Raw genomic sequence first — 25,267 nt, forward strand, 5'->3', positions numbered from 1 at the left:
ACCAAAAAAGTGCGTCATTGTCCTCATTTTGGTGCGTCATGCAATTTTTTCATGAGCGGACAGATACGCGTTGGCCGGCAACAGGCACAATACCGGGATAGTTCCGTCTGCAGCCGTGGGTTTCGCCCTTTCTGGCGTGAAAAACACCCTGATCTGAAAGTTGGCACGCTTGTTGCATGCAATTCCGGATATCCAGAAGACCTCCGGAATGTCCCGGCGGAGCGGCGGATCTGAACAGTCACTTTGTTAGGAGAAAGTACGATGGCCAAAAGCGTCCAGGACGTGATGAACATGGTGAGCGAGAATGAAGTCAAGTTCGTTGACTTCCGTTTCACCGATACCCGTGGCAAGGAACAGCACGTCACCGTGCCGGTCTCCCACTTCGATGAAGACCGCTTCACCGACGGTCAGGCCTTTGACGGCTCCTCGGTAGCCGGCTGGAAGGGTATTGAGGCATCCGACATGCTGCTGATGCCTGATCCGAACACGGCCAACATCGATCCCTTCTTCGAGGAAACCACCCTGGTGCTGACCTGCGACGTGCTGGAGCCGGGAGATGGCAAGGCCTACGAGCGCGACCCGCGCTCCATCGCCAAGCGCGCCGAAGCCTACCTGAAGGCTTCCGGCCTGGGCGACACGGCTTACTTCGGTCCGGAGCCCGAGTTCTTCATCTTCGACAACATCCGCTGGAAGACGGAAATGTCCGGCTGCTTCGTCGAGATCGACGAGTACGAGGCACCCTGGAACTCCGGCCGCCAGTTCGAAGGCGGCAACAAGGGTCACCGTCCCACCGTCAAGGGCGGCTACTTCCCGGTGCCCCCGATCGACAGCACGCAAGACCTGCGCGCCGAAATGGTGCTGATCATGGAAGCCATGGGCATCCCGGTCGAGGTGTTCCACCACGAAGTGGCCGGTGCCGGCCAGTGCGAGATCGGTACCCGTTTCAGCACCTTGGTCGAGCGTGCCGACTGGACCCAGCTGCAGAAGTACATCATCTGGAACGTGGCCAATGCCTACGGCAAGACGGCTACCTTCATGCCCAAGCCTTACGCCGGTGACAACGGTTCCGGCATGCACGTGCACCAGTCCATCTGGAAGGACGGCAAGAACCTGTTTGCCGGCAACGGCTACGCTGGCCTGAGCGATTTCGCCCTGTACTACATCGGCGGCATCATCAAGCACGCCCGTGCCTTGAACGCCATCACCAACCCGTCCACCAACAGCTACAAGCGTCTGGTGCCGCACTTCGAGGCGCCGGTCAAGCTGGCTTACTCCAGCCGCAACCGCTCTGCCTCCATCCGCATCCCGCACGTGGCCAGCGACAAGGCGCGTCGTGTCGAGGCCCGTTTCCCGGATCCGATGATGAACCCCTACCTGGGCTTTGCCGCGCTGCTGATGGCCGGCCTGGACGGTGTCGAGAACAAGATCCACCCGGGCGAAGCCGCCACCAAGGACCTGTACCACCTGCCGCCGGAAGAGGACAAGCTGATCCCGACCGTCTGCCACAGCCTGGACCAGGCGCTGGACGCACTGGATGCCGACCGCGCCTTCCTGACCAAGGGCGGCGTGTTCAGCGACTCCATGCTGGATGCCTACATCGAACTCAAGATGGGTGAAGTCACGCGCATGCGCATGGCACCGCACCCGCTCGAGTTCGAGATGTACTACTCGCTGTAAGCGTAGCAGCAGGGCGGCAGTCGTCGCTCTTGCCGGTACACCAGCCTCGTCACTCCGGTGGCGAGGCTGTCTTGTTTGTGGCATGTCATGCACATGTCATCGGCATGTCAAATGCCTTGCCGACAATCGATGCGTTTCTGCGGCTAGAATGGCTGCAGAAATTAATACTTAATAGTTCACATGTTTCGCATCGATTCCCGTCTGCCGGTCGGCCTGCTGGTGCTGCTGTCGCTCATGAGCCAGGGCGCGGCAGCCAGCCCGATCTACCGTTGCGGCAACGAATACACCAACCAGGCCAGCCGCATCAAGCAGGGCGGTTGCGTGCCGGTCGCCGGCCAGGTCACGCGCGTGGCGCGCCCGGATGTCAACTGGGCCAAGCCGGCCAGCAACAGCAAGCGCAGCACGACGCCGCCGCGCGTACAGCGTACCAACCATGTGCCGGCACAGCAGCAGCAGGCACGTGATCGCGATGCCCGCGCCATCCTGCAGGCCGAACTGAACAAGGCCAGCGCCCGCCTGCGCGAACTGCAGCTGGAATACAACCATGGCCAGCCCGAACGACTCGGTTCCGAGCTGAATAACCACCAGAAATACCTGAATCGCGTGGCCGGCCTGCGCAATGACATCCAGCGCGTGGAAAGCGATCTGGCTGGCCTGCGCCGTGAACTGGGTCGCGCCGGCGGCTGATCCCGGCAGGCGTTAGACTGGAGTTTTTCCGCCACTACCGCCCATGTCCGATTCCCTGTCGCACCCGTCAAGCCGTCGCAGGCAGGCCGATGCCCGTTTGCTGCAAGAGGCTGGCTCCTGGGCGGCGTTCGATACGCTCGCCACGCTGGTCGCCGTGGTGCGCCAGGATGCCACGCTGCTGTTCGTCAATGCCGCGCTGGAAGATGTACTCGGCCATTCCCGCCTGACCTTGTGCGGCCAGTCACTCGCTCCCTGCTTTGCCGAACCGGAGGCTTTGCTGCAGGGCATCCACCAGGCCTGCACCGCACAGTTTGCCACCCAGCGCTACGACGCCCAGTTGCTACGACAGGGCGCCGATGCGCTGCCGGTACATGTGGTGATCGCGCAGACCGACAATCCGGAGCAGGTGGTCATTGAACTGGTACAGCTGGACACGCAAAACCGCCATGATCGTGAAGGCCGCCTGCTCAGCCAGGGCCTGGCAAACAAGGAGCTGGTGCGCAATCTGGCGCACGAAATCAGGAACCCGCTTGGCGGCCTGCGCGGTGCCGCCCAGCTGCTCGACATGGAGCTGGAACAGCCGGCACTGCGCGAATACACCCAGGTCATCATCCGCGAGGCCGATCGCCTGCAGGCCCTGGTGGATCGTCTGCTGAAGCCGCACCGCAGTGCCCCCGAGCTGGGCCAGGTCAATATCCATGAAGTTTGCGAGCGCGTGCGCAGCCTGGTACTCGCCGAGTACCCGCAGGGCCTGAGCGTGGTGCGCGATTACGATACCTCGATTCCCGAATTCACCGGCGACCGTGAGCGCCTGATCCAGTCGGTGCTGAACCTGGTGCAGAACGCCGCGCATGCGCTGGAAGCGCGGCGCCAGGCCGGCGATGCGCAGATCGTGCTGCGTACCCGCGTGCTGCGCCAGGTCACGCTGGGCAAGCAGCGCTACAAGTTGGCACTGGAATTGCTTGTCATCGACAACGGACCGGGCGTGCCGCCGGCCATGCAGGACCAGGTGTTCTATCCCCTGGTCACGGGCAAGGCCGGTGGCACGGGCCTGGGCCTGACGCTGGCGCAAACCTATGTGCAACAGCATCAGGGCCTGATCGAATGCGACAGCGTTCCCGGTCATACGGTATTCCGGGTGCTGATTCCACTGGCGTGAATCGATCTGGCTGCCATTCACGGGCAGACGAGCTGTTGACAGCCCATGCGTCTGCCACTTGACAAGGCAATGCACTAATATGGTGCATGCCTGATGCGATGAGGAAAGCCATGAAAGCAGTCTGGATCGTGGACGATGATGCGTCCATCCGTTTTGTGCTGGAGCGCGCGCTGCAGCGCGAGTCATTGCCGGTACGTTGTTTCGAGCAGCCATCACAGGTACTGCAGGCGCTGGCAGAGGAGGGCGAACTGCCCTCGGTACTGATCAGCGATATCCGCATGCCCGATGCGCAAGGCCTGTCTGGCCTGGACCTGCTACAGCGGGTGCAGCAGCAGTGGCCTGCATTGCCGGTGCTGATCATGACGGCGTTTTCTGATCTGGACAGCGCGGTGGCTGCGTTCCAGGGCGGTGCTTTCGACTATTTGCCGAAGCCGTTTGATCTGCCCAGGGCCGTCGAGCTGGTCCGTCGTGCCATCGAAAGCAGCGAAAGCCAGTCCGGCACGGCCGATGACAGCCCGCTCGAGCATCAGGAAATGCTGGGTCAGGCACCGGCCATGCAAGACGTGTTTCGCGCCATTGGACGGCTGGCGCACAGCCAGGCCACGGTGCTGGTGACCGGCGAAAGCGGCTCCGGCAAGGAGCTGGTGGCACGTGCGCTGCATCGCCATTCCTCGCGCGCCGGCGGGCCGTTTGTGGCGATCAACACGGCAGCGATTCCGCGCGACCTGCTGGAAAGCGAGCTGTTCGGCCACGAACGCGGCGCTTTTACCGGGGCGCAGCAACTGCGCCGCGGCCGCTTCGAGCAGGCCGAGGGCGGCACGCTGTTCCTCGACGAAATCGGCGACATGCCGCTGGAACTGCAGACCCGGCTGCTGCGTGTCCTCAGCGATGGCCATTTCTACCGCGTCGGCGGCCAGCAGGCGATCCGGGCGAATGTGCGCATCATCGCGGCCACGCACCAGCAGCTGGAGCAACAGGTGCAGCAGGGCGTGTTCCGCGAAGACCTGTACCACCGGCTCAACGTGATCCGGCTGCGCCTGCCGCCGCTGCGTGAGCGTCAGCAGGATATCGGCATGCTGGCACGCCACTTCCTGCAGCGCAGCGCACAGCAGCTGGCGGTCGAGCCCAAGCGTCTCAGTGATGCGGCCTTGCGCCAGCTGCAGCAGTTTGCCTTTCCGGGCAATGTGCGCCAGCTGGAAAACATCTGTCACTGGTTGACGGTGATGGCGCCTTCGCAGCTGGTGGAACGGCAGGATTTGCCGGCCGAGGTGCGGGATATGGCGGGCGTGGAGGTGGATGCCGGGAATGGGGCGGTGGGGCTGGATTCTGGTGGACTCCGGCTGGTTGAAGAGGGCGACTCGGCAGCGCTGGCTGGGGGGACGGGTGTCAGCCGGACTGAGGACGCGCAGAGACGGGCTGCGGATGCGGTCGCTGCGAAAAGCTGCGACACGTTACCCGCTGTGAGTGGCATCGCTGGGGGCGACGGTGATACTGCTGCGGATCCGGACCTGCCCGACAGCGACCTGCCGTGGCAGAAGGGCTTGCGTCAACATGCACGCAGTCTGCTGATGGAGGGCCATGGCGGGGTGTGGGACACGCTGATGGCCGAATGCGAACGGGCGCTGATCCTGGCGGCCATGGAGTGGACCGGGCAGCGCCGAATCGAGGCGGCGCAGCGGCTGGGCATCGGCCGCAATACCATCAGCCGCAAGATGCAGGAGCTGGGGCTGGATTGACGGGAGGCCGTGTATGTGGGACTTGTCTGTACCGTGGTGGGAACTGGTGCTGCGTGCAACAGCGGTGTTTGCCTTTCTGATCCTGCTGCTCAGGGTGACCGGCAAGCGGCAGATCGGGCAGCTCTCGCCCATGGATCTGGTGCTGCTGCTGGTGTTGTCAAACGCGGTGCAGAACGCCATGAATGCGGGCGACAACTCGCTGACTGGCGGACTGATTTCGGCGACGGTGCTGGTCACCCTGAACTGGCTGCTGAACTTCGTCACCTTCCGCAGCAAGAAGCTGGCTGATCTGGTGGAGGGGCGTGCGCAACTGCTGATCCACAACGGGGTGGTGTACGAGGATGTGCTGGTGGCGGCGAAGATCACGCGGCACGAGCTGAATGCGGCGCTGCGCGGAGGGGGTTACCTGTCGGTGGAGGATGTGCATACGGCAGTGCTGGAGACCAATGGCAGCATCAGCTTCACGCCACGTATCGCGAAGAAGCAGGAGGCCGAGGGCGGAACCTCCGCCAGTACCTCGTCGCCGGTCTAGCGCCCCAGCCTGAGCCAACCTGCGGTGGCCAGGCCCAGTAGGGTCATCAGCAGCGAGCCGGCTACATGGAGGGTGATGGCGCTCGCTGCCATCAGCATTCTGCCCTGCTGCAGCAAGGCCACCACCTCAGCCGAGAAGGTGGAGAACGTCGTCAGCCCTCCGAGAAATCCGGTAATTACTAGCTGGCGCCATGCGACGGGCAAGTCAGGGTAATGCGCAAACCAGGCAATGGCCAGACCAATCAGATAGCCCCCGATGAGGTTTGCGAGCAGCGTGCCGAGAGGGATGGCAGGGAACAGTGCGTTCAGGCCCAGACCGAGCAGCCAGCGCAACACGGCACCTGCAGAGGCGCCGAGGCTGATGGCGAGGAGGGACTGGAGCAGGGTACTCATGGAAGACAGTGAGAAGCGCTTGTTCTAAAGAGGATTGTAGGGAACTCGGACCGGCCGGACTCACGTTTGCCCTGTCTTGCAGGAGGGGTCGACTGGCGGACTGCGATGGCAAACCCCTCGTGCCGGGATTTTTGCGTGATTGAGGGTGAACCCCGAGCCAATATTGGGGTACTCAAAGGGGTTCTTCAAGGAGAAATTTCTAGCATCTATGCAACATAAATTTTGGTGGTGTTGCGTGACGCGGGGAAAGGTTCGGAGTCTTGCTGGAAGCAGCATGAAATTACGTGTAATAGTTCACGCTTCAGAGGGGAAGTTTCGTCTCATCTACTTTTATTTCACGTTACAATCTATAGCTAATTGTATCCGTAATCATAGAACTTAAGCTGTTTTAAAAGACCCCCAAATTTTGTCGGAGGCGGTATGGCGTGCGCGAAGAAATCCATTGAACCAAAATCTTATTTTAAGCCTTTAATCTTATTTGTCGGAGTGTCTGGAAGCATGCTTTTAGCGGGGTGCGCGCCTACAGTCGGAATGGGTGGAAATGGCACCGCGATAGAGCGGTGGCACAACTTCGATCTAGGACAGGTGCACGGGGTGAAGGAAAACGAGGCAAGCGTCGTCTTCCTGCGCGAGAAGGACGCCATTGCCGGCAAGTCGGTCAATGTCTTTGTCAATGGCGAGTACCTGGCGTCGCTGCTGTCCGGCGGGTTCAAGCAGTCGATCGCCTGTGTGGGCAACAATCGCCTGACGGCCCACTACACCGATGTGCGTAGCCGCTATCACGAGAAGGAGCGCCAGGGACAGATGTTTGATGTGCCCGCCGGCAAGGTCTCCTATTTCCGTGTGGTGACGGATGCGCAGGGCAAGCCCGCGCTGCAGGCGCTGGATGGCAAGGCAGGCCAGGCTGCGGTGGATGCGCTGAAGGAGCAGGTGCATACGTTGCCGCGCGTGGAAAACCGCCTCGTGTGCGCCAAGCCGGTGGTGGCGCAGTTCAAGAAATTCACACTGGATGCGTCGGCGCTGTTCGCTTTCGACAAGTCGGACTACGCCAATCTGCTGCCCCAGGGCAAGCAGGAGATCCGCAAGGTGGCGGAAGAGATTGCGCAAAGTGAATCGACCCGGATCTACTAGACACTCGCGAGCCGCTGGTAGTGACGTTTTTCGAACTCTATCGGGGATACCGCCCCGCATGTATTGTGGCGTCGTTTGGGGTTGTAGAACATCTCGATGTAGTTGAAGACATCGGCCCGCGCATCCTGCCGGGTGGAATAGATCTGGCGACGAATCCGCTCGCGCTTGAGCAGTTGAAAGAAGCTCTCCGCCACCGCGTTATCGTGGCAGTTGCCGCGCCGACTCATGCTGCTGACCAGATTGTGCGCGCGCAGCAACTTCTGCCAATCCTGCCCCGTGAACTGACACCCCTGATCGGAATGCACCAGAACCGACTCCTTGGGCTGCCTGCGCCAGATGGCCATCAGCAGCGCGCTCAAAGCCAGATCGCTATCGATGCGACTGCCCATGGACCAGCCAATAACCTGCCTGGAGAATAGATCAAGTACGACAGCCAGGTACAGCCAGCCCTCGTGCGTGCGGATATAGGTGATGTCCGTCACCCATGCCTGATTGGGACCCATCGGCGTGAACTGCCGATTCAGATGATTGGGAGCCACCACGGCAGGCCTGCCGCCCCGGCTGCCATGGCGGCGCCGATAGCCCGTCTGTGAACGGATACCTGCTGCGCGCAGCAGACGTGCCACACGATGCTTGCCGCACGGCTCACCCAGATCGCGCATGTCCAGAGTCAGCTTGCGGTACCCATACACGCAGCCACTTTCCAGCCAAGCTTGCTTGAGCAGGCCCAGCAGACGCTGGTCATCGCGTTGCTTGTCGCTGTAGGGTTTGTGCTTCCAGGCGTAATAGCCGCTGGGATGGACCCTCAGCACCGAACATAGACGGCGTACCGCGTGTACACCCTCATGGCGCTGGATAAACGCGTACCTCACCCGGACTGCCTGGCAAAGTACGCGGCGGCTTTTTTTAGGATGTCGCGCTCCTCGGTAACACGCTTGAGTTCAGCCTTCAGGCGGCGCAGCTCCTCGGACTGGCTCAATTGCTCCTGGCGCTGGCCGGGGGACATCTGTCGCTGCTTGATCCACTTGTACAGGCTGTGTTGGCTGACGCCCAGGCGTTCCGATACTTCGGCCACCGCATGACCGCGCTCCACAATCTGTCTGACCGCTTCGATCTTGAATTCTTCCGGATATCTCTTCTGACTCATGGCACCTCCTATTAGACCTCAGTTATGAGACTCACAGGTGTCTACAGGATCCGGGTCGATTCAAATCCCACAAGAAATACATGCCTCGGGCCGGGCAACGGCCTGAACAGTCAGCAGGACAAAACATCATGAGTCTCAAGCACATCACCCTCCGCATCAACAACGCAACTGAAACCATCCTGACCCGCAAGATCGACGGGGGCGAGGGCGGAGTGGGTTCCCAGGACAAGGCAGTGCATATCCAGGCGCAGGCCAATGTGCACTATCACTTCACGGATGAGGCGACGGGCTTCGGCCCCGAGAACATCGCGACGAAGCGGGTGGGCAAGAACCTGCACGTTGCGTTTGAAGGCGGCGATGTGAATGAGCCGGATCTGGTGATCGAGAACTACTACAAGGACAACGGCGAGATCGGCTACGAGAGTGGTACAAACAACATGCTGGTGGGTACGCACGAGAACGGGAATGTGTATCCCTACGTGCCAGAGAGTGCCGAGACGACGGATGCGGTGTCCATGCTGGGGGATGGCGTGGAGGCCGGGCAGGCGCTGGGCGGTGAAGGCGCGGTGGTGGTGCCGTTCTTCTGGTGGCCTGCGTTGCTGGGGGTTGGGTTGCTGGGGGCTGCTGCTGGGGGTGGTGGCGGTGGTGGCGCTGCGCCGGTTCCGGCCAAGCCGTTGATTACGGTGGATGCGCCGGACAACACGCCTGACACGACGCCGACGATCACGGGCACGACCGATGCGCCGGTGGGCAGCACGGTGACCGTGGTGGTGAAGGACAGTGCGGGTGGCACGCAGACGGTGACGACGACGGTACAGCCGGACGGCACGTACAGCGTGGACGTGCCCAAGGCGCTGCCAGAGGGTGGCTACACGGCGACGGCGACGGTGAAGGATCCGGCGGGCAATACGGGAATGGCGACCGATCCGGGTAGCGTGGACACGACGGCGCCGGCGATCACGGTGGATGCGCCGGACAACACGACAGACACGACGCCGACGATCACGGGCACGACCGATGCGCCGGTGGGCAGCACGGTGACCGTGGTGGTGAAGGACAGTGCGGGTGGCACGCAGACGGTGACGACGACGGTACAGCCGGACGGCACGTACAGCGTGGACGTGCCCAAGGCGCTGCCAGAGGGTGGCTACACGGCGACGGCGACGGTGAAGGATCCGGCGGGCAATACGGGAATGGCGACCGATCCGGGTAGCGTGGACACGACGGCGCCGGCGATCACGGTGGATGCGCCGGACAACACGACAGACACGACGCCGACGATCACGGGCACGACCGATGCGCCGGTGGGCAGCACGGTGACCGTGGTGGTGAAGGACAGTGCGGGTGGCACGCAGACGGTGACGACGACGGTACAGCCGGACGGCACGTACAGCGTGGACGTGCCCAAGGCGCTGCCAGAGGGTGGCTACACGGCGACGGCGACGGTGAAGGATCCGGCGGGCAATACGGGAATGGCGACCGATCCGGGTAGCGTGGACACGACGGCGCCGGCGATCACGGTGGATGCGCCGGACAACACGACAGACACGACGCCGACGATCACGGGCACGACCGATGCGCCTGTGGGCAGCACGGTGACCGTGGTGGTGAAGGACAGTGCGGGTGGCACGCAGACGGTGACGACGACGGTACAGCCGGGCGGCACGTACAGTGTGGAGGTGCCCAAGGCGCTGCCGGAAGGGGGCTACACGGCGACGGCGACGGTGCAGGATCCGGCGGGCAATATTGCTAGTGCCAGTGATTTTGTGGACTCTCCTGAGACGGTGACGACGGACGAAGACACGCCGGTCAGCGGCAGTGTGCTTGATGGCACGACGAGCGTGGACGGCCCGGTGACGGTGACCGAGTTCACGGTGGGCGGCACGACCTACCAGGCCGGAGAGACGGCGACCATCACGGGCGTGGGCACGATCGTGGTCAATGCCGATGGCACGTACACGTTCACGCCGAACGACAACTGGAACGGCACGGTGCCGAGCGTGGGCTACACGGTGACGGACGGCAGCAGCACCGACACCTCCAAGCTGGACATCACGGTGACGCCGGTGGACGACCCGTTCACCGACGCCGATGAGACGGTGACGACGGACGAAGACACGCCGGTCAGCGGCAGTGTGCTTGATGGCACGACGAGCGTGGACGGCCCGGTGACGGTGACCGAGTTCACGGTGGGCGGCACGACCTACCAGGCCGGAGAGACGGCGACCATCACGGGCGTGGGCACGATCGTGGTCAATGCCGATGGCACGTACACGTTCACGCCGAACGACAACTGGAACGGCACGGTGCCGAGCGTGGGCTACACGGTGACGGACGGCAGCAGCACCGACACCTCCAAGCTGGACATCACGGTGACGCCGGTGGACGACCCGTTCACCGACGCCGATGAGACGGTGACGACGGACGAAGACACGCCGGTCAGCGGCAGTGTGCTTGATGGCACGACGAGCGTGGACGGGCCCTGGTGACGGTGACCGAGTTCACGGTGGGCGGCACGACCTACCAGGCCGGAGAGACGGCGACCATCACGGGCGTGGGCACGATCGTGGTCAATGCCGATGGCACGTACACGTTCACGCCGAACGACAACTGGAACGGCACGGTGCCGAGCGTGGGCTACACGGTGACGGACGGCAGCAGCACCGACACCTCCAAGCTGGACATCACGGTGACGCCGGTGGACGACCCGTTCACCGACGCCGATGAGACGGTGACGACGGACGAAGACACGCCGGTCAGCGGCAGTGTGCTTGATGGCACGACGAGCGTGGACGGCCCGGTGACGGTGACCGAGTTCACGGTGGGCGGCACGACCTACCAGGCCGGAGAGACGGCGACCATCACGGGCGTGGGCACGATCGTGGTCAATGCCGATGGCACGTACACGTTCACGCCGAACGACAACTGGAACGGCACGGTGCCGAGCGTGGGCTACACGGTGACGGACGGCAGCAGCACCGACACCTCCAAGCTGGACATCACGGTGACGCCGGTGGACGACCCGTTCACCGACGCCGATGAGACGGTGACGACGGACGAAGACACGCCGGTCAGCGGCAGTGTGCTTGATGGCACGACGAGCGTGGACGGCCCGGTGACGGTGACCGAGTTCACGGTGGGCGGCACGACCTACCAGGCCGGAGAGACGGCGACCATCACGGGCGTGGGCACGATCGTGGTCAATGCCGATGGCACGTACACGTTCACGCCGAACGACAACTGGAACGGCACGGTGCCGAGCGTGGGCTACACGGTGACGGACGGCAGCAGCACCGACACCTCCAAGCTGGACATCACGGTGACGCCGGTGGACGACCCGTTCACCGACGCCGATGAGACGGTGACGACGGACGAAGACACGCCGGTCAGCGGCAGTGTGCTTGATGGCACGACGAGCGTGGACGGCCCGGTGACGGTGACCGAGTTCACGGTGGGCGGCACGACCTACCAGGCCGGAGAGACGGCGACCATCACGGGCGTGGGCACGATCGTGGTCAATGCCGATGGCACGTACACGTTCACGCCGAACGACAACTGGAACGGCACGGTGCCGAGCGTGGGCTACACGGTGACGGACGGCAGCAGCACCGACACCTCCAAGCTGGACATCACGGTGACGCCGGTGGACGACCCGTTCACCGACGCCGATGAGACGGTGACGACGGACGAAGACACGCCGGTCAGCGGCAGTGTGCTTGATGGCACGACGAGCGTGGACGGCCCGGTGACGGTGACCGAGTTCACGGTGGGCGGCACGACCTACCAGGCCGGAGAGACGGCGACCATCACGGGCGTGGGCACGATCGTGGTCAATGCCGATGGCACGTACACGTTCACGCCGAACGACAACTGGAACGGCACGGTGCCGAGCGTGGGCTACACGGTGACGGACGGCAGCAGCACCGACACCTCCAAGCTGGACATCACGGTGACGCCGGTGGACGACCCGTTCACCGACGCCGATGAGACGGTGACGACGGACGAAGACACGCCGGTCAGCGGCAGTGTGCTTGATGGCACGACGAGCGTGGACGGCCCGGTGACGGTGACCGAGTTCACGGTGGGCGGCACGACCTACCAGGCCGGAGAGACGGCGACCATCACGGGCGTGGGCACGATCGTGGTCAATGCCGATGGCACGTACACGTTCACGCCGAACGACAACTGGAACGGCACGGTGCCGAGCGTGGGCTACACGGTGACGGACGGCAGCAGCACCGACACCTCCAAGCTGGACATCACGGTGACGCCGGTGGACGACCCGTTCACCGACGCCGATGAGACGGTGACGACGGACGAAGACACGCCGGTCAGCGGCAGTGTGCTTGATGGCACGACGAGCGTGGACGGCCCGGTGACGGTGACCGAGTTCACGGTGGGCGGCACGACCTACCAGGCCGGAGAGACGGCGACCATCACGGGCGTGGGCACGATCGTGGTCAATGCCGATGGCACGTACACGTTCACGCCGAACGACAACTGGAACGGCACGGTGCCGAGCGTGGGCTACACGGTGACGGACGGCAGCAGCACCGACACCTCCAAGCTGGACATCACGGTGACGCCGGTGGACGACCCGTTCACCGACGCCGATGAGACGGTGACGACGGACGAAGACACGCCGGTCAGCGGCAGTGTGCTTGATGGCACGACGAGCGTGGACGGCCCGGTGACGGTGACCGAGTTCACGGTGGGCGGCACGACCTACCAGGCCGGAGAGACGGCGACCATCACGGGCGTGGGCACGATCGTGGTCAATGCCGATGGCACGTACACGTTCACGCCGAACGACAACTGGAACGGCACGGTGCCGAGCGTGGGCTACACGGTGACGGACGGCAGCAGCACCGACACCTCCAAGCTGGACATCACGGTGACGCCGGTGGACGACCCGTTCACCGACGCCGATGAGACGGTGACGACGGACGAAGACACGCCGGTCAGCGGCAGTGTGCTTGATGCCACGACGAGCGTGGACGGCCCGGTGACGGTGACCGAGTTCACGGTGGGCGGCACGACCTACCAGGCCGGAGAGACGGCGACCATCACGGGCGTGGGCACGATCGTGGTCAATGCCGATGGCACGTACACGTTCACGCCGAACGACAACTGGAACGGCACGGTGCCGAGCGTGGGCTACACGGTGACGGACGGCAGCAGCACCGACACCTCCAAGCTGGACATCACGGTGACGCCGGTGGACGACCCGTTCACCGACGCCGATGAGACGGTGACGACGGACGAAGACACGCCGGTCAGCGGCAGTGTGCTTGATGGCACGACGAGCGTGGACGGCCCGGTGACGGTGACCGAGTTCACGGTGGGCGGCACGACCTACCAGGCCGGAGAGACGGCGACCATCACGGGCGTGGGCACGATCGTGGTCAATGCCGATGGCACGTACACGTTCACGCCGAACGACAACTGGAACGGCACGGTGCCGAGCGTGGGGGCACGGGTGACGGACGGCAGCAGCACCGACACCTCCAAGCTGGACATCACGGTGACGCCGGTGGACGACCCGTTCACCGACGCCGATGAGACGGTGACGACGGACGAAGACACGCCGGTCAGCGGCAGTGTGCTTGATGGCACGACGAGCGTGGACGGCCCGGTGACGGTGACCGAGTTCACGGTGGGCGGCACGACCTACCAGGCCGGAGAGACGGCGACCATCACGGGCGTGGGCACGATCGTGGTCAATGCCGATGGCACGTACACGTTCACGCCGAACGACAACTGGAACGGCACGGTGCCGAGCGTGGGCTACACGGTGACGGACGGCAGCAGCACCGACACCTCCAAGCTGGACATCACGGTGACGCCGGTCAACGACGCCCCCATCGCTAACAACGACACCGCCTCCGTACTGGAAAACGCCACGCTGACCACGACGGCCAGCCAGGGTGTGCTGGCAACCTACAGCAGCGCCAGCGTGAACAGCGTCGCCGACACGGATGTGGACGGAGACACGCTGACGGTGACGGCGGTCCATACCGGTACGGAAACAGGCACGGGTACCAGCGGCACAGTGGGCAGCGCCCTCACGGGTACCTGGGGTGTGCTCACGCTCAACGCCGATGGCAGCTACAGCTATGTAGCCAGCAAGGCGGACAGCCTGGCAGCCGGCGCCACGGCGACGGACGTGTTCACGTACACGATCAGTGACGGCAAGGGCGGCACGGATACGGCGCAGCTCACCATCACGATCACGGGCGTGAACGACGCGCCCGTGGACGGCAACGAAACCAACGTGACCAACGAGGACACGACCTTGACCGTTCTCGATGGTGCGGCAGGAGACTTGCTCAACAATGCCACCGATGTGGATGGAGGCACCCTGAGCATTACCAGCTACACCATTGCCGGCATGACGGGCACCTACACGGCAGGTCAGTCTGTGACCATCACCGGCAAGGGCACCATCACCATCAATGCCAACGGCAGCTACACCTTTGTGCCGGTTGCCAACTGGAATGGCATGGTGCCGCAGATCACCTACACCGTGAGCGATGGCCAGGGTGGAACCGACACCTCCACGCTGGACATCACGGTGACGCCGGTCAACGACGCACCGGTTGACGGTAACGAGACGAACAGTGTGCTGGAAGACACGACACTGACGGTGGCTGATGGCGCTACCGGCGACTTGCTCAACAATGCCACCGACGTGGACGGTGATAACCTGACCATTGCCAGCTACACCATCGCCGGCGTGACGGGCACCTATACGGCTGGCCAGTCGGCACAGATTGCAGGCATAGGTACCATCACCATTAATGGCAACGGCAGCTACACCTTTGTGCCTGCCCTTAACTGGAATGGCACGGTGCCGCTCATCACCTACACCGTAGCCGATGGCAAGGGAGGGTTCGACACCTCCACGCTGCAACTCACGGTGAATCCGGTGAACGACCCACCGTCCGGCACGGACAATGTGGTGCTCCACAACGAGAACTCGAATTACGTCTTTACCGCGAATGACTTCGGCTTCTCCGATCCGGTGGAAGGTAATGCTTTCACGGGCGTCAAGATTACGACGCTGCCTGGCGCAGGCACGCTGTATCGCGATGCCGATGGCGATGGCGTTATTGATACAGGGGAGGCTTTGACTGCGGGTACGGTGGTATCGAAGGCCGATATCGATGCGGGCAGGCTGAAATTCTTCGATGGTTCCAGCCTCACCGGAGGAAAGACCTGGTTTACATTCCAGGTGCAGGACAGCGGTGGAACGGCGAATGGCGGACAGAATACCGATGCCACGCCTAATACCATGGATATTGTGGTTTACCACCGATCGCAGATCCAATGGATGCATAACGAAACCGTCAATGGCCGTGCAGGGCAGTCCGACTATGCCACTTACCAGGATCCGGCTTTCAAAGATCATTTCTCGTCCACCGCTAATGTTACCTTTGGCTCTGGGTTGGATGAAAATTCAAACAATAATCCCTATCGGGACTATGCCTATACCTACATGCTGAAAGGAGCTGACAAGAAAACCTACAGTGCCGCGAGATCCGACAATGATTATGCTCAGGTCTCTTTCACGCCGAAGGATACGATGTATGTCGACAAGCTTTGGTTCGGCTTTTACACCGATGCGGTTTCTCATCCGGACTATCTTGCTGGCAACTTCAAGATGGCGATAGAAATGTCGACCTCATCAAGCTTTACGTCATATACGACCCTGAGTCAGGATATTCAAGTTGGTAATATGATTGCTCCAAACGGTTATCTGACCGTGGATGGCTATACGGGAGGCTTGTTGCTCAATGCTGGTAGCACCTATTACTTCCGTGTCTATTACTATGACGAGCAGAACTCCATCGATACGGTGCGCCTGGACGACTTGTATTTCGATGCGAAATACCTCTCGGGTGCCCAGCATGGTACCGAAGCTGCCAACATCTTGAATGGAACGGCAGCCGACGACTATATCATGGGGCATGGCGGCAATGACGTTCTCATCGGAGGCGCGGGGAACGACGTGCTCGTAGGTGGGGCTGGCAATGACACGCTGACCGGTGGAGATGGCAGGGACAAGTTCCTCTTTGAATCCGAATTGGGATCGAGCAACATCGATACCATTACGGATTTCACGTCAGGAAGCGACCAGATCGTGCTCGAAAACTTCATTTTTAAAGGCTTCGCGCAAACGGGGCAGCTGTCCGCCAGCAGCTTTGTGGCGAGCAGCAACAATCCCGTGCCCACGACGACGAATGCCACCATCCTGTACAACACCAGCACGGGTGCCTTGTACTACGATGCTGACGGTACGGGTGGCACAGCGCCAGTGCAGTTTGCCATCTTGGGAACTGGGACGCAGCATCCGACCTTGTCGGTTGCCGATTTCGTGATCATCTGACGCGAAAAATCCCGCATCCACTGTGCTGCACCGCATTGCTCTGGCAGGCGGTGCGGCTTTTTCTTGTCCGGAGTCCGGTTGGCAACCTTACAGGCCGTGCTGTTGCCGATCGGGCCCCATGGCGGAGGGCGGCATGCCTTGGCGAAGGTCTGTGTTTTCCGCAAGCGATGCGCTTACACTAATAGATTAAAGATATCCATGCTCAAGAGCTTCAGAGGAACAGGCCATTCATGACTCAAGCTGACAATTCAGCCACATTGCTGCAAAAGCTGTCTCTGCTCACACGCCTGCAGGGAGAGCCGCTGTCTGCTCACGCCCTGACGGCGCAAACCCTGCGCAACGAGGCTGGTCGTCCCGACCTGCACAGCCTGCGTGAAGTCCTGCTCAGCCATGGCTACGAAAACCAGCTCAGCGAGCGCCCGCTGCAGGATGTGCCGGCGCTGGCCGTGCCCCTGCTGGTGCTCACCACCGATGGCGATGCCGAACTGGTGTCGGAGATCCAGGGCGAGGGCGCACAGCGCCGCTACACCCTGATGGAGCAGGAAGGCAGCACGCGCACGGTGTCCCATACGGAACTGGAGGCGCGCTACCTGGGCTACAGCTGGTTCGTCAAGATGAAGCCCGAGCTGGACAACCGTTCCGAGCTGCCCGAGTACACCATGGGCAAGGCCTGGTTCTGGAAGGTCATCTGGCGCTTCCGCAGCTACTACTCGCAGGTGGTGCTTGCCACCGTGCTGATCAACGTGCTGGCCCTGATCGGCTCGCTGTACGTGATGAACGTGTACGACCGCGTGATTCCCAACAAGGGCTACGAAACCCTGTGGGTGCTGAGTATCGGCGTGCTGCTGGCCAACCTGTTCGAGTTCATCGCGCGGACCTTGCGTGCGCGCCTGACCGATATCGCCGGCAAGAAGGCCGACCTGATCATCAGCTCTGCGCTGTTCCGCCGCGTCATGTCGCTCGACCTGACGCAAAAGCCGGCGTCCTCCGGCTCCTACGCCAACAACCTGCGCGACTTCGAATCGGTGCGTGACTTCATGACCAGTGCCAGCCTGCTGGTGCTGATCGATTTGCCTTTCGTGCTGCTGTTCGTGTTCGTGATGTCCATGGTGTCCGGCCGTCTGGCTTTTGTGCCGCTGCTGACGATTCCGATCGTGGTGATCGCCGGTCTTCTGGCACAGCGTCCGCTGGCGCGCTCGATCAACGCCTCCATGAAGGAAAGCTCGCAGCGCCAGGGCCTGGCAGTCGAGGCCATCGAGGGTATCGAGACACTGAAGGCCAACAACGCCACCAACTGGGCGCAGCAGCGCTGGGAGCGTTTTACCGCTTCCACCGCCTCCGCCTCCATGAAGCAGAAGGACATCAGCAACCTGGTGGTCAACTTCTCCATGCTGGTGCAACAGGCCAACACGGTCTTCCTGGTGCTCTGGGGGACCTACCTGATCCACCATGAGGATCCGGCCGTGCGTATCACCATGGGTGCGCTGATCGCTACCGTGATCCTGTCTGGCCGTGCGCTGTCGCCGCTGTCGCAGGTGGCCGGCCTGATGATCCGCTTCCAGCAGGCGCGCATGGCGCTGCAAGGCATCAACCAGGTGGTCGAGCGCAAGACCGAGCGCGACCACGCCCGCAGCTACATCAGCCCCACCCATATCCGTGGCGACCTGGCCTTTGACAACGTCAGCTTCCATTACGGCGAACAGGGCCCCGATGTCTGCAAGGAGATGCGCTTCCAGATCAAGGCCGGCGAACGTGTCGGCGTGCTGGGTCGCATCGGCAGCGGCAAGTCCACCATGCTGCGTCTGGCCGCCGGCCTGTACGAACCGCAGAAGGGCAATGTGCTGCTCGACAGCATGGACGTGCGCCAGATCGATCCGACCGACGTGCGCAACCATGTCAGCCTGCTGAGCCAGCAGCCGCGCCTGTTCCTGGGCTCGCTGCGCGAGAACCTCGAAATGGGCCGCATGGACCGCCTCAGCACCGACGAGGAACTGGTGGCGGCGCTGCAGCGTTTTGGCCTGGAAGCCATCGTGCGCGCCCACCCGATGGGCCTGAACATGCCGCTGGGCGAAGATGGTGCCGGTCTGTCCGGTGGCCAGCGCCAACTGGTTGGCCTGAGCCGCATGACGCTGCGTGATCCGCGCGTGGTGCTGCTGGACGAGCCCACCAGCGGACTCGACCAGATGACCGAGATGGCGGCCCTGCGCGGCATCGCCGACTGGGTCGGCAAGAGCAAGCGCACCATGGTGGTGGTCACGCACCGTCCGCAGGTGCTCAACATCGTCGATCGCATCATCGTGGTGGACCATGGCAAGATCATCATGGACGGCCCGCGCGATGCCGTGCTGCAGCGCCTGGCCGCCAATGAGCGAGACGCACAGCAACAGGCGCAGCAGCGTGCCGCCCAGGCGGGTGCTGCTGCAGGGCAGCAGGTCACGGCCACCATCCAGCCGGCAGCCGCATCGGCTGATGGTGCAGCGCCCCGTACGCAACGCGTGGTGGTGAGCCGTCGTGCCGATGGTCAGCCTGCCAACGCGCAGGTACGTGTCCAGCAGACAGCCGCGCCTGCCGCAGCTCCTGCTGCCGAAACACCCGCTGCCGCCGTGACAGATACAAGCGACAAGAACCCTACCCCGACAGGTAACTGAAGATGTTTGGCAAAGACAAGCAAAACGCTGGCCATGGTGGCCAGCAAGCCTCCGGCGAAAAGATCAGCAAGAAGGATCTGCCGCTGCTGAATGACCTGCAGGCTGCGATGCAGCATGAAAAGCACCGCGGCATGTCCTGGACCATCAGCCTGCTGGCGGTGTTCCTCGTGGTGTTCGTGGTCTGGGCCTATTTCAGCAGCGTCGAGGAAGTGGCGCGCGGTCAGGGCAGCGTGATCCCGAGCAGCAAGGAGCAGGTGATCCAGAGCCTGGATCCGGGCGTGCTGTCCGAGATGCTGGTGCGTGAAGGCGATGTGGTCGAGAAGGACCAGGTCCTGCTGCGCCTGGACGATACCCGCAGCACCGCCATCTACAAGGAAACCGAGAACAAGGTGCAGGCGCTGGAAGCCAGCGCTGCGCGTCTGCGTTCCGAAGCCTATGGCGTGCCGCTGGCCTTCAAGCCAGGCCTGAGCCAGGAACTGGTACAGCGCGAGACGGCTGCCTACCACTCCCGTGTCCGCGCCGTGAATGACAGCATCCGCAGCATGCGCCAGACCAAGGCGCTGCTGGATCGCGAAATCGCCATGACGGCGCCCATGGTCGGCAAGGGCGTGGTGTCCGAGGTGGAGCTGCTGCGCCTGCGTCGCCAGTCGAGCGACCTGAACATGCAGATCACCGAGCGTCGCAACAAGTTCAAGGCTGATGCCAACACCGAGCTGGTGCGCGTCGAGGCCGAGCTGGCCCAGAGCACGGAAACCATGGCGGCGCGAGCCGACCCGGTCAACCGCGCTGCGATCAAGGCACCGCTGCGCGGCATCGTGAAGAACATCAAGATCAACACCGTGGGTGGCGTGGTCAGCGCTGGTCAGGACATCATGGAAATCGTGCCGCTGGACGGCCCGCTGCTGGTCGAGGCCTACATCCGTCCGCAGGACGTGGCCTTCATTCACCCCGATGCCCCGGCCACGGTCAAGCTGACTGCCTACGACTATTCGCTGTATGGTGGCCTGGAGGGCAAGGTGACGCACATCAGCCCGGACACGTTGCAGGACAACCGCCGCCCGAGCGAACTCAAGCTCAACCCGGACGAATCCTTCTACCGCGTCATCATCCAGACTGAACAGAATACGCTGCGCGACAAGAAGGGCGAGACCATGCCCATCATCCCGGGCATGATCGCCTCGGTTGACATCCGTACCGGCGAAAAGACCATCTTCCAGTACCTGGTCAAGCCGATTACCCGCCTGAAGCAGGCACTGCGGGAGCGTTGAGCATGCGCAAGAAGTCCAACACATCCTCCTCCTGGCAGCCACGGCTGGCGGCCGTCTGCGCCGGCATCAGCTGCCTGATGGCGGGCCTGCTCTGGTCCGGCACGGCGGCAGCCACCGGCCTGGCCGGCCTGATCGTCGATGCCACCGAGCGCGACCCCTCGGTGCTGGAAGCGCGTGCGCGCGAGGAACAGGCCTCCATGCAGACGCAGCGTTCGCGCTCTGGCCACTGGCCGGTGGTGGGCGTGCAGGCGACTGGTGACATCCAGCGCAGCAATGGCATGGATTCAGCCGATCCGGTGGCGCTGGTCGGTCGGGTAAACCTGTTCTCTGGTGGTGCCATACGCTCGCAGATCCGGCGCGACGAGTTTCACCAGAAATACTACGGTGAAAAAATCGGCGAAACCCAGGAAAACCTGGCCATGCTGATGGGCGAGCAATACCTGGCAGCGCTGCGCAACCGCGAACTGCTGGATACCGAGCAGCGCAACCTGCAGCGCCACGACCGCATCATCGACGACCTGCGCGTGATCGTGCAGCACGACCCGGGCCGTGACTACGAACTGGTCCAGGCCCAGGCCCGCGCGCTGCAGGTGCGCATGCGCCTGGTGCAGTATGAAAAAGGCCTGCGTTTGGCGCTGAGCAAGCTCAGCCGCTATACCGACAAGAACGTGACGCTGGGCAACCCCTTCGGTCCGGACTGGCGCAAGGTGGTGCCTGACAACAGCAAGGCCACCAACCCGACCATCCTGGCGCAGCAATATGAAATGGACGCCACGCGCGAGGAAATGGAAAACCTCAAGCGTTCGCGCTGGCCCAAGGTGGACCTGATGGCCGCTGTCGGCAAGGACGACCAGTACACGCGCGTCGTGATGAACTGGGACTTCCTGGACCGTGGTGCCTACTACAGCCAGCAAAGTGCCGCCAAGCAGCTGCTGGCAGCGCAGAGCCGGGTGGACATGCTGAACCGCGAAATCGACGAGCAGACCCAGACCGCCGAATCCGACATGGCCCAGAGCCGGCTGCAGGCGATGGCGGCGCAGCAGCAGATCGGTGCTTCCGAGAAGGTGGTGGAGCTGTACCAGATGCAGTTCCGCATCGCCCGACGCAGCCTGCTGGATCTGCTGAACGCCTACGCCGAACTGGCTTCGGTCGAGGTGTCCAAGGTGACGGCCGAGAACGATTACCGCCGTGCCGTGTTGTCCTATCTGGACGCGACCGCTTCCATCAATGACTGGGCACGTCACAGTGCTGGCGCACCGGCGGTGCAGCCGCAGGTGATGTCGGTGGCGCCACAGCGTCCGGCGGCCGCCGTGGTGGTGCCGGCAGCCGTCGAGCCGGTTGCCGCACCTGCTGAGCCGCTGCTGGTAGGCGCGCACGACGATGTGCATCCCTCTGGCACGGCAATGCCCTCGGTGCATGCACAGCCGCCGGCACCGGTGGTGGTGTCGGCACGCGAGTACCTGGGTGCCGATGCGCCGGCCGAACCCGAACCGGCTGTGGTTCCGGTGGCAGCCGTCGAGCCGGTCCAGTGGATCGAGCCCGAGCCTGTTGCGGCAGAGCCGGTGGCGTTAGCCGCAGCAGCAGAGCAGCTGCCGGCAGAACCGGTGGTTGAGGTGCAGCAGGTGGTGGCTGTGGAGGCTATGCCTGTCGCGGAAGTCTTTGCCGAAGCCGCGCCTGACAGCACGCCGCAGACAGCTGTGCCCGGCACCAATATCGTCTCGCGCTTTGATCAGCCAGATGCGGACGGTCTGAGCACCTACTGATTTCCCAGCGGCGGGCGCTGGCCCAGCCGCTGCAATAGCAGGGCCAGGTCCTGACCTTCCAGCCGCCAGGCCTTGCCAAAGCCGCCGTTGAGGCTGGCCGCCTGTGGCCGCAGCCGCCAGAAGGCGAAGTCGGCAAAATCCACATACAGCTTCGCCTTGGGTTGCCAGGCGACAAAGGCATCGCGCAACAGGGCGCGTTCGGTATCGTCCGTGCGCTCTGCCAGGCACTCCAGACTCAGCCGGGGGTGTGCCAGCGGATCGCCCGCGCCCGGCTCACCTACCAGCAGGCCGCAGCGTGCATCCTGCTGCAGCGCTGCAAAGTGGGCCGACAGTTGCGAGATCAGGATCAGTGGCAGGCCCTGGACATCGTGACCCAGTGCTACCCGGCTCAGGGCCGGCATGCCGCTGCCTGGCTGCAGCACGCCCAGGCTGGCATGGCGCGCTTCGCCCAGCAGACGACAGGCCAGGTACAGCGCCGCTTCGTCAGTGGCTTGCAGGAATCGGGAAGCTTCAGGAGGCATAGGGGTTAACCGGACGTAAGAGGGTGCTGTGGAACAGGTATCATCAGAGGAGTGCACACGATTGGTGCATTTTGCCAAGTCGTGCCCAGAAGGATCAAGTATATGGCCACCTCCAAGACTGCCAAGCCCAGCTCCCAGACCGACCTGCCGGCGGACGACACCGCGGCCACCGCCAGCGATCCGTCCCTGCGCATCATCAAGAAATACCCCAACCGCCGGCTCTACGACACCACCAGTTCGTCCTACGTGACGCTGACCGAGGTCAAGGCGCTGGTGATGCAGGGCGAGCGCTTCGTGGTGCGTGATGCCAAGACAGGCGATGACCTGACGCGCAGCATCCTGCTGCAGATCATCCTGGAAGAAGAAGCCGGCGGCAGCCCGATCTTTACCGAGGCGGTACTGGCCAACATCATCCGCTTCTACGGCCATGCCATGCAGGGCTTTTTCGGTGCCAACCTGGAAAGCAATATCCAGGCCTTTGCCGACATGCAGAAGAAGATGATGGAGATGACACCGGGCTTCAACTCTGATGCCTGGAGCAAGATGCTGGAAATGCCCGGCCAGAAGATGGTGCAGAGCATGATGCAGAACTATTCCGAGCAGTCCAAGCAGGCCATGCAGCAAATGCAGGACCAGCTGCAGAACCAGTACCAGGCCAATATGCAGCAGTGGCTGGCGGCCTTCCAGCCCAAGCGCTGATCCTTATTGACAGGGCAGGGGGCTGCCAGAAACGGTGGAAGCTGCGACAATAATGCACCATGAGTGCATCCACCAACACGCCCCCTGTTGCTGCCAGTGGCAGCAACCCCAAGATCGGATTTGTCAGTCTCGGCTGCCCTAAGGCTTTGACCGATTCCGAACTGATCCTGACCCAGCTCTCCGCCGAGGGCTATGACACCTCCAAGACCTTTGCCGGTGCTGATCTGGTGATCGTCAACACTTGCGGCTTTATCGATGATGCCGTCAAGGAAAGCCTGGACACCATTGGCGAGGCCCTGGCCGAAAACGGCAAGGTGATCGTCACCGGTTGCCTGGGTGCCCGCAGCGGCGCCAGCGGCGACAACCTGGTACGCGAGATCCACCCCAGCGTGTTGGCCGTGACCGGTCCGCACGCCACGCAGGAGGTGATGGACGCCGTGCACAGCCATTGCCCGCGCCCGCATGATCCTTTCATGGATCTGGTGCCGGCTGCCGGCATCAAGCTCACGCCGCGCCACTATGCCTACCTGAAGATCAGCGAAGGCTGCAACCACCGTTGCACCTTCTGCATCATCCCATCGATGCGCGGTGACTTGGTCAGCCGCCCGATTGGTGATGTGCTGAAAGAGGCGCAGGCCCTGTTCGAAGGCGGCGTCAAGGAATTGCTGGTGGTCAGCCAGGACACCTCGGCCTATGGCGTGGACGTCAAGTACCGCACCGGCTTCTGGGATGGCAAGCCGATCCGTACGCGCACCTTCGAACTGGCGCAGGCTCTGGGCCAGCTGGCGCGCGAACATGGCGCCTGGGTGCGCCTGCACTACGTCTACCCCTACCCGAGCGTGGACGAGATCATCCCGCTGATGGCGGAGGGCCTGATCCTGCCGTATCTGGACGTTCCGTTCCAGCACAGCCATCCCGATGTGCTCAAGCGCATGAAGCGCCCAGCCAGCGGTGAGCGCAACCTGGAGCGCCTGCAGCGCTGGCGCGAGCTCTGCCCGCAGCTGGTGGTGCGCAGCACCTTCATTGCCGGCTTCCCGGGCGAGACCGAGGCCGAGTTCCAGGATCTGCTGAACTTTGTCGAGGCGGCACAGATTGATCGCGCTGGCTGTTTTGCCTATTCCCCGGTGGAGGGTGCCACGGCCAACGAACTGCCGGGTGCTTTGCCCGATGATGTGCGCGAAGAGCGTCGTGCACGCTTCATGGCTGTGGCCGAAAGCGTGTCGATCAGCAAGCTGAAGCAGCGTGTCGGTTCCACCATGCAGGTGCTGGTAGACCATGCGCCGCAGCTGGGCAAGAAGGGTGCCGTCGGTCGCAGCTATGCCGATGCTCCCGAGATCGATGGCCTGGTGCGTCTGCTGCCGCCGCAGAAGATCAGCAAGACGCTGAAGGTCGGTACCTTTACCCAGGCGCGCATCGTCGATACCGACGGCCACGATCTGGTGGCGCTGCCCATCTGATCCGACCTGACACCCGCCAACGACAACGCCCCGCTGCAGTGCAGACGGGGCGTTGTGCTTT

16 protein-coding genes are annotated in these 25,267 nt (G+C 62.9%); 13 read left to right on the top strand and 3 right to left on the bottom strand.

Annotated elements, in window-relative coordinates:
• Positions 1-261: 261 nt before the first annotated feature.
• The 5 genes from glnA (at position 262) to ACI3EV_RS03790 (ending at position 5,791) form a co-directional block, all read left to right on the top strand.
• A complete protein-coding gene (gene glnA / locus ACI3EV_RS03770) occupies positions 262-1,677 on the top strand; it encodes a type I glutamate--ammonia ligase (protein ID WP_329769830.1) in 1,416 nt (471 codons plus the stop codon).
• A 180-nt stretch (positions 1,678-1,857) separates the two neighbouring features.
• The gene (locus ACI3EV_RS03775; protein ID WP_337690848.1) at positions 1,858-2,364 is read left to right on the top strand and encodes a hypothetical protein; all 507 of its coding nucleotides are present in this window, start codon (positions 1,858-1,860) and stop codon (positions 2,362-2,364) included.
• Positions 2,365-2,407: 43 nt separating this feature from the next.
• A complete protein-coding gene (gene glnL / locus ACI3EV_RS03780; protein WP_337690846.1) occupies positions 2,408-3,523 on the top strand; it encodes a nitrogen regulation protein NR(II) in 1,116 nt (371 codons plus the stop codon).
• Positions 3,524-3,633: 110 nt separating this feature from the next.
• Positions 3,634-5,259: a nitrogen regulation protein NR(I) gene (ntrC, locus tag ACI3EV_RS03785; protein WP_337690844.1), complete on the top strand. Its 1,626-nt coding sequence runs from the start codon at positions 3,634-3,636 to the stop codon at positions 5,257-5,259.
• A gap of 13 nt (positions 5,260-5,272) precedes the next feature.
• Positions 5,273-5,791, top strand: a complete 519-nt coding sequence (locus tag ACI3EV_RS03790; protein ID WP_091815921.1) for a DUF421 domain-containing protein — start codon at positions 5,273-5,275, stop codon at positions 5,789-5,791.
• Here the strand turns inward: ACI3EV_RS03790 and crcB are convergent.
• Positions 5,788-6,174 carry a fluoride efflux transporter CrcB gene (crcB, locus tag ACI3EV_RS03795; protein ID WP_337690955.1) on the bottom strand — a complete coding sequence of 129 codons (387 nt, stop codon included), beginning with the start codon at positions 6,172-6,174 and terminating at the stop codon, positions 5,788-5,790. The genes ACI3EV_RS03790 and crcB overlap by 4 nt on opposite strands.
• Before the next feature lie 540 nt (positions 6,175-6,714).
• Between crcB and ACI3EV_RS03800 the strand changes: the two genes are divergently transcribed.
• Positions 6,715-7,314 carry a hypothetical protein gene (locus ACI3EV_RS03800; RefSeq protein WP_337690839.1) on the top strand — a complete coding sequence of 200 codons (600 nt, stop codon included), beginning with the start codon at positions 6,715-6,717 and terminating at the stop codon, positions 7,312-7,314.
• Here ACI3EV_RS03800 and ACI3EV_RS03805 read toward each other — a convergent pair.
• A protein-coding gene (locus tag ACI3EV_RS03805; RefSeq protein WP_337690837.1) for an IS3 family transposase occupies positions 7,311-8,461 on the bottom strand; the annotation gives its coding sequence in 2 pieces (ribosomal slippage) (positions 7,311-8,224 and positions 8,224-8,461; 1,152 coding nt in all). The genes ACI3EV_RS03800 and ACI3EV_RS03805 overlap by 4 nt on opposite strands.
• A gap of 128 nt (positions 8,462-8,589) precedes the next feature.
• On the opposite strand from ACI3EV_RS03805, the gene ACI3EV_RS03810 reads away from it, so the two are divergent.
• The 5 genes from ACI3EV_RS03810 (at position 8,590) to ACI3EV_RS03830 (ending at position 22,529) form a co-directional block, all read left to right on the top strand.
• Positions 8,590-10,950: an Ig-like domain-containing protein gene (locus ACI3EV_RS03810; protein WP_405198032.1), complete on the top strand. Its 2,361-nt coding sequence runs from the start codon at positions 8,590-8,592 to the stop codon at positions 10,948-10,950.
• A complete protein-coding gene (locus tag ACI3EV_RS03815) occupies positions 10,947-16,850 on the top strand; it encodes a tandem-95 repeat protein (RefSeq protein WP_405198033.1) in 5,904 nt (1,967 codons plus the stop codon). Before ACI3EV_RS03810 ends, ACI3EV_RS03815 begins: the two co-directional genes overlap by 4 nt.
• A gap of 230 nt (positions 16,851-17,080) precedes the next feature.
• Positions 17,081-19,498, top strand: a complete 2,418-nt coding sequence (locus tag ACI3EV_RS03820; protein WP_337690832.1) for a type I secretion system permease/ATPase — start codon at positions 17,081-17,083, stop codon at positions 19,496-19,498.
• Between the two features lie 2 nt (positions 19,499-19,500).
• Positions 19,501-20,766, top strand: coding sequence for an HlyD family type I secretion periplasmic adaptor subunit (locus tag ACI3EV_RS03825; RefSeq protein WP_337690830.1), 1,266 nt, complete (start codon positions 19,501-19,503; stop codon positions 20,764-20,766).
• 2 nt (positions 20,767-20,768) lie between these two features.
• Complete coding sequence (locus ACI3EV_RS03830) at positions 20,769-22,529, top strand: TolC family protein (RefSeq protein WP_337690828.1); 1,761 nt, start codon at positions 20,769-20,771, stop codon at positions 22,527-22,529.
• On the opposite strand, the gene ACI3EV_RS03835 is transcribed toward ACI3EV_RS03830, so the two are convergent.
• The gene (locus ACI3EV_RS03835; protein ID WP_337690826.1) at positions 22,523-23,050 is read right to left on the bottom strand and encodes a HugZ family protein; all 528 of its coding nucleotides are present in this window, start codon (positions 23,048-23,050) and stop codon (positions 22,523-22,525) included. The two genes, ACI3EV_RS03830 and ACI3EV_RS03835, sit on opposite strands and share 7 nt — an antisense overlap.
• A 102-nt stretch (positions 23,051-23,152) precedes the next feature.
• Between ACI3EV_RS03835 and phaR the strand changes: the two genes are divergently transcribed.
• Positions 23,153-23,749: a polyhydroxyalkanoate synthesis repressor PhaR gene (phaR, locus tag ACI3EV_RS03840; protein WP_329770761.1), complete on the top strand. Its 597-nt coding sequence runs from the start codon at positions 23,153-23,155 to the stop codon at positions 23,747-23,749.
• A 59-nt stretch (positions 23,750-23,808) separates the two neighbouring features.
• Positions 23,809-25,206, top strand: a complete 1,398-nt coding sequence (gene rimO / locus ACI3EV_RS03845; RefSeq protein WP_329770762.1) for a 30S ribosomal protein S12 methylthiotransferase RimO — start codon at positions 23,809-23,811, stop codon at positions 25,204-25,206.
• Positions 25,207-25,267 lie beyond the last annotated feature (61 nt).

Source organism: Allobrachymonas wangyanguii, from assembly GCF_045055315.1.
Taxonomy (GTDB): Bacteria; Pseudomonadota; Gammaproteobacteria; order Burkholderiales; family Burkholderiaceae_C; genus Brachymonas; species Brachymonas wangyanguii.